Source organism: Lysinibacillus sp. Ag94, from assembly GCF_023242215.1.
Lineage (GTDB): Bacteria > Bacillota > Bacilli > Bacillales_A > Planococcaceae > Lysinibacillus.
Genome location: NZ_CP096780.1, coordinates 1,330,204 through 1,343,892, shown reverse-complemented (window position 1 = coordinate 1,343,892; position 13,689 = coordinate 1,330,204). Strand labels below are relative to the sequence as shown.

At 36.8% G+C, this 13,689-nt stretch carries 15 protein-coding genes and 1 pseudogene; 7 read left to right on the top strand and 9 right to left on the bottom strand.

What is annotated here, in order from left to right; translation table 11 throughout:
• The first annotated feature begins 166 nt into the window (after positions 1-166).
• From MY533_RS05995 to MY533_RS05980, 4 genes are all read left to right on the top strand, one after another.
• Positions 167-481, top strand: coding sequence for a hypothetical protein (locus MY533_RS05995; RefSeq protein WP_248718373.1), 315 nt, complete (start codon positions 167-169; stop codon positions 479-481).
• Positions 482-548: 67 nt separating this feature from the next.
• Positions 549-1,427: an ABC transporter ATP-binding protein gene (locus MY533_RS05990; protein WP_248718372.1), complete on the top strand. Its 879-nt coding sequence runs from the start codon at positions 549-551 to the stop codon at positions 1,425-1,427.
• Positions 1,428-1,445: 18 nt separating this feature from the next.
• A complete protein-coding gene (locus tag MY533_RS05985; RefSeq protein ID WP_248718371.1) occupies positions 1,446-2,153 on the top strand; it encodes an ABC transporter permease in 708 nt (235 codons plus the stop codon).
• A 390-nt stretch (positions 2,154-2,543) separates the two neighbouring features.
• On the top strand, positions 2,544-2,738 hold the full coding sequence (locus MY533_RS05980; protein ID WP_248718370.1) for a hypothetical protein: 195 nt from the start codon (positions 2,544-2,546) through the stop codon (positions 2,736-2,738).
• 273 nt (positions 2,739-3,011) lie between these two features.
• Here MY533_RS05980 and MY533_RS05975 read toward each other — a convergent pair whose 3' ends face one another.
• The 3 genes and pseudogenes from MY533_RS05975 to MY533_RS05965 all read right to left on the bottom strand — a co-directional run bounded on the left by MY533_RS05975 (position 3,012) and on the right by MY533_RS05965 (position 4,323).
• Entirely contained in the window at positions 3,012-3,332 is a 321-nt protein-coding gene (locus tag MY533_RS05975; RefSeq protein WP_256469525.1) for an Rpn family recombination-promoting nuclease/putative transposase, read from the bottom strand.
• 111 nt (positions 3,333-3,443) lie between these two features.
• Positions 3,444-3,851: pseudogene (locus MY533_RS05970) on the bottom strand (Rpn family recombination-promoting nuclease/putative transposase).
• Positions 3,852-3,858: 7 nt separating this feature from the next.
• Positions 3,859-4,323 carry a 2-thiouracil desulfurase family protein gene (locus MY533_RS05965; RefSeq protein WP_248718368.1) on the bottom strand — a complete coding sequence of 155 codons (465 nt, stop codon included), beginning with the start codon at positions 4,321-4,323 and terminating at the stop codon, positions 3,859-3,861.
• A 234-nt stretch (positions 4,324-4,557) separates the two neighbouring features.
• On the opposite strand from MY533_RS05965, the gene MY533_RS05960 reads away from it, so the two are divergent.
• Complete coding sequence (locus tag MY533_RS05960; protein ID WP_248718367.1) at positions 4,558-5,040, top strand: NUDIX hydrolase; 483 nt, start codon at positions 4,558-4,560, stop codon at positions 5,038-5,040.
• A gap of 142 nt (positions 5,041-5,182) precedes the next feature.
• On the opposite strand, the gene MY533_RS05955 is transcribed toward MY533_RS05960, so the two are convergent.
• From MY533_RS05955 to MY533_RS05935, 5 genes are all read right to left on the bottom strand, one after another.
• Complete coding sequence (locus tag MY533_RS05955; RefSeq protein WP_248718366.1) at positions 5,183-6,388, bottom strand: dihydrolipoamide acetyltransferase family protein; 1,206 nt, start codon at positions 6,386-6,388, stop codon at positions 5,183-5,185.
• 12 nt (positions 6,389-6,400) lie between these two features.
• Complete coding sequence (locus tag MY533_RS05950) at positions 6,401-7,378, bottom strand: alpha-ketoacid dehydrogenase subunit beta (protein ID WP_248719157.1); 978 nt, start codon at positions 7,376-7,378, stop codon at positions 6,401-6,403.
• Positions 7,378-8,475, bottom strand: a complete 1,098-nt coding sequence (gene pdhA, locus MY533_RS05945; protein WP_248718365.1) for a pyruvate dehydrogenase (acetyl-transferring) E1 component subunit alpha — start codon at positions 8,473-8,475, stop codon at positions 7,378-7,380. Before pdhA ends, MY533_RS05950 begins: the two co-directional genes overlap by 1 nt.
• A gap of 105 nt (positions 8,476-8,580) precedes the next feature.
• Positions 8,581-9,171: a TetR/AcrR family transcriptional regulator gene (locus MY533_RS05940; RefSeq protein WP_248719156.1), complete on the bottom strand. Its 591-nt coding sequence runs from the start codon at positions 9,169-9,171 to the stop codon at positions 8,581-8,583.
• Positions 9,172-9,407: 236 nt separating this feature from the next.
• Positions 9,408-10,610 (bottom strand): YbfB/YjiJ family MFS transporter, encoded by a 1,203-nt coding sequence (locus MY533_RS05935; RefSeq protein WP_371873336.1) that lies wholly within the window; start codon positions 10,608-10,610, stop codon positions 9,408-9,410.
• A 118-nt stretch (positions 10,611-10,728) separates the two neighbouring features.
• Between MY533_RS05935 and MY533_RS05930 the strand changes: the two genes are divergently transcribed.
• Both MY533_RS05930 and solA read left to right on the top strand, forming a co-directional pair.
• Entirely contained in the window at positions 10,729-11,619 is an 891-nt protein-coding gene (locus tag MY533_RS05930; protein ID WP_248718363.1) for a LysR family transcriptional regulator, read from the top strand.
• Positions 11,620-11,907: 288 nt separating this feature from the next.
• Positions 11,908-13,032 carry an N-methyl-L-tryptophan oxidase gene (solA, locus tag MY533_RS05925; protein WP_248718362.1) on the top strand — a complete coding sequence of 375 codons (1,125 nt, stop codon included), beginning with the start codon at positions 11,908-11,910 and terminating at the stop codon, positions 13,030-13,032.
• Positions 13,033-13,237: 205 nt separating this feature from the next.
• Here solA and MY533_RS05920 read toward each other — a convergent pair whose 3' ends face one another.
• A complete protein-coding gene (locus MY533_RS05920) occupies positions 13,238-13,684 on the bottom strand; it encodes a hypothetical protein (protein WP_248718361.1) in 447 nt (148 codons plus the stop codon).
• Positions 13,685-13,689 lie beyond the last annotated feature (5 nt).

Below are 13,689 nucleotides of genomic sequence, written 5' to 3'. Positions count from 1 at the left end.
ATTTCCACTAGTATTGAGTTAAATTTTAATTAATTATTGTTTAAACATAGAGTTCTGCTCAAAAATGGGTAGAATCTTTTACATAGCCAGAATATAAGTTGTTGGGGTTGGGGCTAGGCGTCTACTTGGGGATTATCGTCACAGATAAGACCATGCAGCACAGCGAATGTTTTATCTGTACGAAAGCGTAGCGACAGCAACAAATGTTTTAATCTGTGCGAAAGCGCAGTGTAACGAAGCGGCAGCAACAAATGTTTTAATCTGTGCGAAAGCGCAGTGTAACGTAGCGACAGCAACAAATGTTTTAATCTGTGCGAAAGCGCAGTGTAACGTAGCGACAGCAACAACAAAGCAGAATCGGAACGGAAAACACTCCCACGTTATGTTGATAGGTCATAAACTACCTAAAAATAGAAAATTAAACCAAATTCTATTAGCAAAAGAACTACTATTCATCTATACTAAATTTACAGTTAATTAATATTTTTCATCGTAGGTTATAGAAACGAATTACTTACAATAAAGCCTAAAAATAAAGGTGTGTAAAGATGAATACGATTATGGAAATACAGAACATCTCTAAACAGTATAAAGGTAAGAAAATCTTAGAGAACGCTACATTTTCTATTTGTGCCAATCAAATTATAGCCCTAGTAGGAAAGAATGGGTCTGGTAAGAGTACCCTTCTAAAAATTATTGCGGGGTTAGTCGATGCTGATAGCGGTTCTATCGTGAAACATCGACAATCTTTAAACATTGGCTATGTACCTGAAGTGACCCCTTCACATATTTTGTTTACGCCAGAAGAATATCTTTATCATATGGGCCGTATTCGAGGCATGGCAAAAAAACAACTACAACTAAAAATAAATGAGTTACTTAAATTATTTAATTTACAGGATGCTCGTAACATTCGAATTGTTAATTTTTCTAAGGGAATGAAGCAAAAGGTTATGATAATGCAGGCAATGCTTGAAGACACAGATCTACTAATCTTAGATGAACCGTTATCAGGACTTGATCCTAAAGCCCAAAGTGACCTAGAAGAAACCCTTTCTATTTTAAAGGACAAAGGATTAAGTATCGTTTTAACATGCCACGAAACAAAATTACTGCAGCATCTTGTTGATACAGTACTTGTTATTCAAAATAATAAGATCATTCAAGCTGATTCATTCAATAAAAAAGATATACAGAAAAATAAATTAATTTTTGAAATATCAACTGATAAATTATTGGACAACCTATTACCTTTTCTGGAAATTCAACGTCAAAGTCTATTAAATAATGGTTGTTATGAGGTCATTACCGTTATTAAGACAGAAGATACAGATCTAGTATTACTGGATCTTCTACAGAAAAAAGCCTCTATAAAAAAATTAATCCCAATTAATCAGAAGGAGGAGCAATTTTATACTCATTTTTAAGGAGGAAAAGACGCTGGCATGACAAGTTTATTGCGCTATCAATTTATTAATTATGTAAGGACCTATAAATATGTTCCACCCTTTTCAATTTTTATTTTATGTCTCGTTGTCAACTATACCTTTACCCCAAATCCAATATTGAACAGTTATTCGTTTACAGCTATTATTCTCTTTTTTCTAATGGGCTGGTTTACAGTGACACTATTTCACGCAGAAGATGAAGGACAAAAAGTAATAACAACACTTCATGCCAAAAGTCGCACACAATATAATTTAGGAAATTTTGTAATTTGTGTACTCATTGGTGTATTTTTAAGCTGTGTATCAGTGGTCTACCCTACGCTAATTGGCGCCTTTGGTGAAAAACCAAGATTTATACATCAATTTCTAGGATTCCTCTCTCATTTTAGTTTATCTGTACTAGCTAGCGCACTTTCAGCTATTTTTACGAGAGAACTAGTTAAAAACAAGCAAAATACCTGGTGGGGTGTACTTGCCATTTTAATTGTATCTGTCGTTATCGCTACTTTAAAAGAGACAATTCTACAAATCAAGGGACTCATTTGGCTACTTCCACCTGTCCGTCTTTCATTGGAAATGATGAGTTCAAAAGACTCTATACCGTCAATACCGACCACTTTTTATTGGCAATTTGCTTGGATTTTCATCTATTCGGCCATCGTTATCATATTGTTCTTCCTCCTTTCGAATCGAAAAAGGAGATAAAGAAAAATATTAATTTGTGGGAGCAATCTACATTAAGTCGAAGTTTAAAGAAGCGATAAACAGTTCGGATGGGATTACATCCTATCGATGCTGAACTTAGTACCTCAAGTAAGGGAGATCAAGAGAAATGGCGTATCGACGGCAATAAGTGGGGCAAACAAAATGCACGAGGCAATGAGGGATTAAGCAGAAATATTACCTTCTCTCATATTTGCATATTCAACTCTTTGATTGATCTAAATATGAAGGCCCACCCTTTATGGATAAGGAGAATTTAGTAGCGACAATCCAACAATCACCGTACAATTTTTGGACGTGCTAAGAACGTATTACTTTCACAGTTGCGTGATCCAACTTTGAAACATTTATTCATAGGAGGAAGTGAAGCTATTGATTGATTACATGACTTTTGACGTGATGTGGATGGATGACATTATTGCACATGTTGAATTAATACCGGCTAATGGTGGCACACCATATGTCATTAATTATATTGAGGATTTTAATAAGCAATTTTCACCAACGATGAAGGGGCATCGTACGGAAAACACTGGTGTCATGGCAGATGATGAAATTTGGATTTGATTTAAAGGCGAAACCCTCACACATCGGGATGTCTGCTTACGCAAGGAACTATACTATCCTGAGGAACCAAACTTTATAGAATTTCAATAAGTTACTGAAATGACAAATCTCTTTAACATTTTTTAAGTAAACCCTAAACAATTATACGAGCTCTCAGACGTAGTGGTGATTCACATTTCTCGATTCGCCTGGGAGCTCTTTGAGCGAAAATTTTTAGCGATAGAACAAACGATTTCAATAGAAAAGTGCATACCTTCGCGGAAATCAATTAGCTCATTCATCAAGCTGTTCCTTTAATTTATTTATCTCATCGAATGTTAATTCAGTAAATTCGGCAATGCTTTCTAGATCCATGTTTTTCTGTAACATTTTTAGGGCAATTTCTTGCTGCTTCTTTTTCTCTCCTTGCTCTATCCCCTTAGCTACCCCTTCTTTCTCCGCAAAATATTTTGCATCTTCTAGCTTCGCTTCCTCATCTAATATATATTTTAAACGGGATTCATAGGCATAATATTCTTCTGGAGATTGACTTAATTCTTGCCAAATAGTTAAAGCATCTTTTATTCTTTTGTCATTCATAGCAAGTTCCTCCAATGCCAAATAAAATTCTTTATAGACTTTTTTCTTTCTTACATCAACCGCCCCTAGTAACAATAACCAGATCGCAAGTTCATTATCTATTGGGTTTAATTTATTAGTAAACCATTATTTATTAGTAAACCATTGCCTAATAAATTTATTCATTTCTATAAAGTGGATTTCTAAAACATCATCAATTCTAAATTTCCCATCATCTTCATATAGATGGAATGAAGTATGATAAGCATCCGTTTGCTTAAACAAACTAAAATTACAAATATTAATAGTAATTGTTGGTCTTAGTTTATGATAACCAAAACCTTTTTTAAGCTATGAAGTGTAAATTTTTGACCAATAATATAGTGTCCGCTTAATCATATCATGTTGATTGCTTAATTGAATCTCAATATTTATCGCTATATTCTCCTGTGTTTTCACTAGAATATCTAAGCGTGCTTGCTTATCCTCTTTATGTTCACCACTTAATTCTTGGCTCATAAAAGAGACTTCAGCGCAACATTGTAAGGCAAAAATATTTCTATCAAATTTCCGCTAATAAATCCGAAACATCCTCTTCAGAAAAAACAACAATATTATTTCTTCTTAACAATGCAGTAGTTACGCCTGCGCCAACTAATTTTGTACCATCGAAATCCCCATTGTAAATCATTGCACTGCCACATGAAGGACTATACTCTTTTAACACGACCATAGTCGCACCTAGTTCGAGTGTTTTCTGTAAAGTTGCATACGCGCCCTTTATATAAAGCTCCGTTACATCACGGCCAGACTTTTCCACCACTATCGCTTTCCCATCCAAAACATCTTCACCATCTCCGCCGACTATCTCCGCTGGCTCACGAGGGGTCGAAAAACCTCCCATAAGTTCAGGGCATACAGTTACGGCCTTATTTTCTAATACAAGTTTTTGAATTCTTTCATCTAAACTATCTGTTCCGTTATATCGAACCTTTAATCCTGCTAAGCAAGCACTTATTAAAATCATATATGCACCTCATTTTTTAGTCATGTCGTATATGTAAAACTTTAGCTCATTAAAAGAGTTTGTCAACCGCTCTTACAATGACTAAGTTTCTTCATTGACCCTACTCTTTTCGTAATATCAATATTTTAAAACAGTTTTTTATGAAGAGGACCATTTCACTTGTTTGTGCTACTATTTTAGTATCTATATTTCTTGTATGAACTCATTCTATCTTTTAACAAGGAGGTACGAGGCTTGGTTGAATTTACAATTTGTTTTCTTAAGAAGGGTGACCAAATATTATTACTAAATAGAGATTTTCCAGAATGGATGGGGGCTTGGAACGGTGTGGGTGGAAAAATTGAAAGAAATGAAACACCACTGGCTGGTGCATTACGAGAAATTAAGGAAGAAACGGGCATTGCACTGCAAGATATTACATATAAAGGGAAAATAACGTGGACTGATGGAAGGACCGACTATGGCTGTATGTATGCTTTTATTGCTGAATTGCCAGAATCCTATCATTATGTCACACCGATTAAAGTTGCAGAAGGCATTTTAGATTGGAAAGATCTAGCATGGATTTTCCATCCTAAAAATGTAGGAATAGCAGATTTAACCTATTACTTACCGAAAATGTTGGATGAAACAACCAACTATGAATATATATTTACATATAAAGATAATACATTGATTGACGTAATTACTACCCCATTAGCCCAAACATTTAGATGACACAAAAACTCGTAAACGCGGCAGAGGCGTTTACGAGGCATTAATTATTTTCTTGCCTGTGCAAATCTCATTTTGCATAGCGACACTTGCATACTACATCCAACAACAGAAACCACTTTGGCTAGCATCTATCATTTTTGAACTATAGTAAAAAACGTACAGGTCCCTCTAAATAGTCTGCCACACTACGCATAAATGCATTTACTGGCTCGCCATCAATAACACGATGATCAAATGTGCAAGACAGTGTCATTGTATGACCAATTTGTATTGTATCTTCTACTACGATTGGCTCTTTCACAATTTTATGAGTGCCCAGGATTGCTACTTCAGGATAGTTCGTAATCGGCGTCGCAAATGTTGCCCCGTCCTTTCCTGTACTAGAAATTGTAAAAGTACTACCTGTTAAATCTTCTACCGTTGCTTTTTTAGAAAGAACTTTTGTCAATAGGCTTTCTAGCTCCTCTGCAATTTCAAAAATACTTTTTTTATTTGCATGCTTTATTACTGGCACAAGTAGACCGTCTGAAGTTGCAACTGCAACACCAATATGAATATAAGGGAAAATCACCAGTGCTTTTTGATCTTCATCAACCTTGGCATTAAACTGCTCATGTTCCTGTAAAGCTGTCGCAACTGCCTTGATAAAAAAAGGCAAGTAAGTTATTTTTTTGTCCTTCATTTCCGGCAGCTGTTGAATACTTTTCCTAAAAGCCACTAATTTCGTTACATTTATTTTTTCCATTCCTGTGCATAATACTGCTTTAGAAACGGCTTTTTGCATATTTTCAAAGATTGCTTTGCGCAAGCCGCGAATAGGGATGATTTTATTTTCAATCACTTCATTTTCAATACGTTTTGACTTATTATGCACTAGTGCTATCGTAGACGATGATTGTGTAGCATATCTATTTAAATCACCTCGCAGCACCCGTCCGTTTGGTCCACTGCCCTGTACTTCTTCAATATTAATGCCCATGGTGCGCGCTGCTTTTCTAACTGAAGGCGCTGCCATCACCCTTCCTAATACTGAAAATTCAATCTTCTCTTTCGGCAAAGTCTCCTCTTTTTTCTCTCCAAGTGGCTGAGTTCGCTGGGGTGGTGACGAATCTGAGGTTTTACTAAATTGACAAAGCAGACTACCTACCGTAATGGTATTCCCCTCCTCGCCGCCAAGCTTCTCAATCACCCCTGTAATTGGCGCTGTAATTTCTACAACCGCTTTATCAGTTTGAACCTCTACTAACGGCTCATTAATTTCTACTTTTTGCCCTTGCTTTACAAACCAGCCAACAATTTCTGCTTCATGTAAACCTTCCCCTATATCAGGGAGTAAAAAATCATACATTACTATCCCTCCCTATTCTTTCATGACATTTTGTACTGCACTTACAACGCGCGCTACGGTTGGCATCCATTCTGCCTCAATGCTCGATACTGGGAAAGGTGTATCATAGCCTGTGACACGTAAAATCGGTGCATGCATAGCATACATACAGTTTTCGGCAATAACTGCTGCGATCTCCGCCCCTACACCGCCTGTTTTTGCCGCTTCATGGACAACGACTAGTCTGCCAGTTTTATCTACCGACTGTATGATCGTTTCATAGTCAATCGGTGCAATTGTGCGTAAATCAATGATTTCCACAGACACACCCTGCTCTTGTAATTGCGCTACTGCCTGTTTAACCGTTACGACACACGGACCATATGTAACGATAGTCACATGCTCCCCTTCTTGAACAATTGCCGCCTTACCAATAGGCAATTCATAGTATTCTTCTTGTACTTCCTCTTTTATCGTTCGATATAGCTTCAATGGCTCTAAGAACAATACTGGGTCTGGATCTTTAATCGCCGCTGCGAGTAACCCTTTAGCATCGGAAGGCGTACTTGGCATAACTACTTTTAAACCTGGTGAGTGTAAAAACAATGCTTCTAAACTATCTGAATGTAATTCAGGTGCATGAATGCCTCCTCCGTACGGTGCTCTAACAACTAGCGGCACGGTAACTGTACTTTCCGTTCGAGAACGAAGGCGTGCAGCCTGCCCTACCATTTGATCCATCGCCTCATAAATAAACCCTAAAAACTGTATTTCTGCTATAGGTTTAAGTCCTCTAGTAGCTAAACCTACTGCAGCTCCGATAATTGCAGACTCAGCAATCGGTGTATCAACTACACGCCTTTCTCCAAAACGATCTAAGAGCCCGTCCGTCACACGGAAAACCCCACCATTCTTTCCGATATCCTCACCGAGACAGAGGATTGTTTCATCATTTTCCATTGCTTGAATTAAGCATGTATTGATTGCCTGTACGATTGTCATCTCCATTATTACACCCCTCCTCTTTGTTGCATTTGTCTTACTAAGTTTTGAGGCATTGTTTCATACGTTGCTCTTAGTACTTTTGGGATGGTTGTCTTTTCGATTGTAAGTGCCTTTTCATAGGCTTTTAAAACGATTTCTTCACAGTCTTTTAACAGCTCCTCCTCTTGCCTCTCATTCCATAGCCCAGTAGAAACAATAAATTTTTTCATTCTTTCTATAGGGTCATTTGTCAGCCATTGCTCAACTTCAGCTTGGTCTCTATATTTCGTCGGATCGTCTGCAGTTGTATGAGGTCCTTGGCGAAATGTAACAGCTTCAATCAGCACAGGCTCGCCATTTTTAGCTTTTTCTATAGCAAGCTTCGTTGCCTCATAAACTGCTAATACGTCATTGCCGTCTACTCTAATTCCTGTAATCCCATAAGCCAAAGCCTTTTGTGCGATTGTTTGGCTAGCGGTTTGTTTATGAATTGGATTACTAATTGCCCATTGATTGTTTTGAATAAAGAAAACCACTGGTAATTTATAGACACCTGCAAAATTTAATGCTTCATGGAAATCGCCCTCAGAGGTACCTCCATCACCCATATAAGCAACCGAAACACTATCTTCCCCTTTATATTTACTAGCCCATGCCCCACCTACCGCATGTAAAAATTGCGCTCCAATAACAATTTGAATAGGAAAAATTGATAAATCAGTTAAATGCTGCCCAGCCATCTTACCCATTGTGTAACAAAAGAACTTATCGATAGGCATCCCGTGAACAAATGAAGCAGCAATATCTCGGTAACTAGGATAAATCCAATCATTCGAAGTCAATGCGTAAGCGCTTCCAACCTGTGCTGCTTCTTGCCCTCTAATTGGTGGATATGTTTTTATTTTACCTTGGCGCTGAAATTTCAATGCAATCCCATCAAAGATTCTTCCTTGTACCATATGTTTGTACATTTCGATACATTGCTCATCTGTGGCAGTTCTTTTAAAGAAAGTTTCCGAAAGCGAACAATCTTCCTCCAAAACTGACGCGGTGTCAATTTTTAAACATGACTGATTTAACCACATTTCAATTTCTCCCTCTAAACATGACTGGTTTAACCACATTTCAATTCCTCCCTTTATAACGTTATTTCTATTATAAATAAGAAACTGAAGCCGCGTCATTAGCTAATTTTGTTTTTATTTAGCTTTTTTTCACTTTAAGCAGAATTATTTAAACAAACCGAAAGTGTACATTGTTGTCATATCACGTGCAATTTCCTCAATCGGAATGTCTGTTTTGTCCAAAATAATTTTCCATAAATACCGCTCTCCGATGTAATACAATGAACCCGCAATAACCTCCGCATGATAATTTTCATTACGAATAAGCCCCAGCTGTCGAACAATTTCTACGTTGGCAGACACCCTTTTAATAAATTGATCCGTGATTGATTCCCATTTCTCCTCAATTAACGGGGACATCCCCTTTGCTTCATGAATCAATCTAAATATTTCCTTGTTTTCAACTGCCAAGGATAAGTAATTATATGTATTTTTATACGTAAATTTAAAAGCCTCTTGCTTATTTTTAGGCGTATAATTTAGTTCTACAATTTTATAGAATGGGCCCATGACATCCTCAACTAAAGTTGCCAAAACTTCCTCTTTTCCTAAGTTAAAATGAGAATAAATCGTCCCGTAACCTAGTCCTGCTTCCTTGGCAATTAACTTGATCGTCGTTTCCTTATATCCATTTGCTAAAAAAACATTTTTTGCCGCTACTAATATTTGTGCTCTTGTTCGCTCACGCTTATCCACCAACTATCACCCTCCAAATTTTGTCAATTTCATTTATCGTCCACTTTTACGTTTAAGAGGCTTTAAATCAGACCGATCAGGTAATCGTGGATGAAATACTGTACTTCGATATATGCGTACAATTCGTTGCTGTTCTTATTATACTATTCACTCATTGCTGTATAGAATCGAAGCATGCCATCTATAAGTAAAAATACAAGCCAGAAATCCCCGATCGAATTTCTGGCTTTTCTAGTTTAAGAACTAGATTGAGTTTTGATGGACAATACATTGTCTACAGTGGCTTGTCGTTTAACAGTGATCCATCTTCCACATAACATAATAATCAATGCAAAAAATACAATGACTCCCGCAAAGATAAGCGCTGCCTTATAGCTACTATAAATTGCTACAAGCTGACCCGCGATGATTGGTCCGATAATTTGTCCAAAAGCATAAAATGTTGTTAATAATGATACGACTAAACCGCTTTGCGTCGGGAATAGCTGACGTGCATAAGAGGTCGTTAACGTCACAATGCCTACGAATGTTAAGCCGAATAAAAATGACGATAATAATACACTCCATACAGTTTGTGAAAATACTGGTAACAAAATACCTAATACTTGCAATACATAGGCGACAACTAAAATTTTGATGGCAGAGAATTTTTCTAATAAAACAGTCCAAACAGGTGCTGACGGAATAGCCGCTACCCCAACAATGACCCAACTATACGAAGAGTATGCTTGTAGTGAAGGAATATTGTGAATGATATCCACTAAAAATGTACCCGTGATAATATAGCCTAATCCTTCAAAGCCATAGGCGACGATCAACCATGGCATAAAGCCCTTTGTCATTTTTGCATCAGCGGATTTTTCGGTTTTCACACTATCTTGTATATGCAAATCTCTCCAAAGTATAAATATCGTCACTAAAAAAACTGCAGATAAAACCCCTAAACCGATCCATGTACCTTGCCAAGCAAAACGTACTTCAATAGCAGGGACTAATAAACCTGAAATAGCAATTCCTAAACCGATACCACCAAATAAATAGCCTGACCATCGTGTAAGTGAATGCTTTGCTAAATAATCCATTACGATACTACATGTTAATACAAAAATAAGTCCCCCTGTAATGCCTGCAATCAGACGAAGCACAAGCCAAACACTATATATTTCTATGATTCCCATAAGAACCACAGAAAGGACATTCAAGACAACACTTAACAATAAAAAGTTCTTCTTTTGGCGATTGATAAACCCTGCCCACAAAGCGCCAATGAAATAGCCAATATAATTACTCGATGCTAAAAATCCTGCAACTTCAAACGAAAACCCGACATCCTGACGCATAAATGGCAAAATTGGTGTGAATGCAAACCGGCTAATCCCCATAGCCACTACAAGTAATAGCACCCCACCAAATAAAATTCCGATGTGCTGTCGATTCATCATGTCCCCCACCCCCTAAAACTTTTTGTAATTAAAAGGATACAGAGTGAAAATTAATAAATCTAATATATAATTTATATAAAAGGATAAAAATTTTTTATAAGAGGTGGGATACATAATGAATTTACATGCTCTTAGATTATTCACAAAAGTAGCTGAGCTCAAAAGTGTTTCTAAGGCAGCGCAAGCTCTAATGATTAGTCAACCTGCCGTTACTATTCAAATTAGAAATTTGGAAAAAGAACTAGGCTTAACGCTGTTAGAATCAAAAGGTCGAGGAATTACCTTAACACAAAATGGGGAATTTTTATTTAAACAGGCTCAGCGACTATTTGATTTAGAATTGGATATTGAAAACAAATTAGAGCAATTAAAAAACACAGGTAATGAAGAATTACAAATTGCTTCTACCCATGTCCCATCCCATTTTTTATTACCAAAATGGCTCGCAAAGTATAAACAAGCCTATCCGACAACGCATATCCACATAAAAACGGCTAACTCCCAGCAGGTTATTGAAGAATTGCTTCACTATAAGGTTGATATGGCTTTTATCGTAAAAGAAGATGGGCATCATCCAGATATTAATTATCAATTTCTCATGAATCTTGATTATTGGTTTATCGTCCCATTTGGTCATCCGCTGGCAGAACAGAAAGTGACATTAGCGGAATTAATGCAGCAGCCATTTGTTTCACGTGAAGATGGTAGCTCTACGAAAGAATATTTAAATGCTTTATGTAAAGTTCATAAAATCCCACCGCCAAGAGTAGGGCTTCAATTGGACGGGATCAATGAATCCATTTACGCCATTGCAGCTGGGTATGGTACGATGCTAGCTCCATCCATAGCAGCTTCTAGCTTTATTCAACGACAGCAAGTAGCGCGAGTTTTTATAAAAGACATTGATATTCAGCGTCCTATTTATCTTTGCACAAGGAAAAATGAACAAAATACCTCTTCGACCTTTATTACTTTTAGTAACATCATTAATGATTCCATTTCATAACAATCACTTTTCAAAAGTTTGAACTACACAAAATTTGTGCAATAACGAATTGATGTGTAGTTTTTTATATTTGAAATTTGTCATCTACTATATTCCATTATCCCATCACCTACAGCTATAGTAGCCATCGTATTAAATAAAATATTACCTAGTGTGAAATAGCTTTTAAACGCAATGCACAATACTCCCGTTAGGAGGTTGTGCATTTTCTTATCAGAAAAATTTTCTGAAATTTCTGTCCCATCCTCTTTTGTTTTGTTATACTAGAGTAAAAAAGTAGGGATTAAAATGATATACGACGTGATTGTAATTGGTGCAGGATCGATGGGGATGGCTGCAGGCTATAATTTAGCGAAAGCAGGCAAAAATGTCTTGGTGCTTGATGCCTTTAATCCACCTCACGATAAAGGTAGTCATCATGGTGAGACAAGAATTATTCGCTTTGCATATGGTGAAGGAGCTAGTTATGTACCTTTCGTCAAAAGGGCAGGTGAATTATGGAGAGAGCTTGAAGCGTTAACAGATGAAGCATTATTTTTACAAACAGGTGTAATAAATGTCGGGGAAGAGACCCATCCTTTTATTCAGAATGTGAAAACTAGTGCTAGGCTCTATGATTTAGCATTAGAGCAGTATTCTGCGGCTGAGGCAATGAAGAAATGGCCTGGATTATCCTTACCCGAAAACTTCGTTGTTTGCTTTGAGCCTACTGCTGGTGTCCTACGTGTAGAAGCCTGCATTAACGCTTATAAAAAATTAGCTATTGAGGCAGGAGCAACATTACATACAAATGAAAAAGTGCAGAACATCAAAGCTGGAGAAATTGTCCGTGTACAAACAGCACATAATATTTACGAGGCTAAACATTTAATTGTGACAGCTGGTGCTTGGACAACTGAGTTACTACAAACAATGGACACCGCCATCCCTGTAACACCGACGCGAAAAACATTTGCATGGTTTGAGGCGGATGAGCAGCTTTATCGTGATGATATTTTCCCGGCCTATTGTTTTGAATTTGCTGATTCTATGTACTATGGTTTTCCTAGTATTGATGGTGCAGGCTTAAAGCTTGGCAGACATGATGGCGGTGAGGTTATCAATCCAAATGATCCGCTACGCCCATTCGACGAACAGGATACAATAGACTTACAAAACTTTATCAATCGTTTTATGCCTCAGCACGATGCATTGAAATTCGGAAAAACATGCAAATATTCAATGACTCCAGATGAAGATTTCATAATTGATTTTTTACCTGAGCATCGAAATATTGTCATTGCAGCGGGCTTCTCAGGACACGGTTTTAAATTTAGTAGTGCTGTTGGTGAAGTACTAGCGGATTTAACGCTTAACGGAAAAAGTAAGCAGGATTTATCACGCTTTAAGCTTAGTCGATTTAATACAAACTGATGCTCTTACTTCTGTGTTAGATTACTGCGAGAAGACTTCCTAATAGTAAATATATATATTACAACAAGTAAACATTGAAATTAAAAGCCTGTATCTTTAATTACCAAGTAATTGTCGATACAGGCCCTTTTGTAAAACAAATCATAAAGTTGTTTAATTTTTATACATTTAAAGGAAAAAGATGTCTGCTGTTTTTGTACACTTATCATTTCATTATCTTTTTTACGAAATAAACGAAGACATCCAACAAAATACCGTATAATAACCCAAGCCCAATGCGCACGATATAGTGAAAGAACATAAAATCATTAGCAACCATATACTCTCGTACTGGGTCGTTATGAAGCAACCACGTATAGACAAAATCAACTGTGAAAAGCGACATTAAAAGTTCCTTATCATCTTGACCTATCCAATGTAAGATACAAAGACCAATCATAATGATAACAATCCATGTAGTGAAATTATTAAATGGCGCTGGAGCATAGCGTCTTCCTGCTAAAATCATCGTAATTGGAAATACAATAATAGCAAGTATACCGAGTACTCCTAATTGATAAAGATCAAATAGATTGATGCCAATTACCGCCACTATAAACGACACAATACATACCATCATAATTTTGACATGCAAAGAACGTAAAAATGTCATTTCAT

What these genes read in the sequence shown, in the direction of transcription:
- solA (WP_248718362.1), top strand. Translation starts at nt 11,908, where the DNA reads ATGATATACGACGTGATTGTAATTGGTGCAGGATCGATGGGGATGGCT.
- MY533_RS05995 (WP_248718373.1), top strand. Translation starts at nt 167, where the DNA reads ATGTTTTATCTGTACGAAAGCGTAGCGACAGCAACAAATGTTTTAATC.
- MY533_RS05955 (WP_248718366.1), bottom strand. Translation starts at nt 6,388, where the DNA reads ATGTATGATTTTTTACTCCCTGATATAGGGGAAGGTTTACATGAAGCA.
- MY533_RS05920 (WP_248718361.1), bottom strand. Translation starts at nt 13,684, where the DNA reads ATGACATTTTTACGTTCTTTGCATGTCAAAATTATGATGGTATGTATT.
- pdhA (WP_248718365.1), bottom strand. Translation starts at nt 8,475, where the DNA reads ATGTGGTTAAACCAGTCATGTTTAGAGGGAGAAATTGAAATGTGGTTA.
- MY533_RS05990 (WP_248718372.1), top strand. Translation starts at nt 549, where the DNA reads ATGAATACGATTATGGAAATACAGAACATCTCTAAACAGTATAAAGGT.
- MY533_RS05985 (WP_248718371.1), top strand. Translation starts at nt 1,446, where the DNA reads ATGACAAGTTTATTGCGCTATCAATTTATTAATTATGTAAGGACCTAT.
- MY533_RS05930 (WP_248718363.1), top strand. Translation starts at nt 10,729, where the DNA reads ATGAATTTACATGCTCTTAGATTATTCACAAAAGTAGCTGAGCTCAAA.
- MY533_RS05965 (WP_248718368.1), bottom strand. Translation starts at nt 4,323, where the DNA reads ATGATTTTAATAAGTGCTTGCTTAGCAGGATTAAAGGTTCGATATAAC.
- MY533_RS05935 (WP_371873336.1), bottom strand. Translation starts at nt 10,610, where the DNA reads ATGAATCGACAGCACATCGGAATTTTATTTGGTGGGGTGCTATTACTT.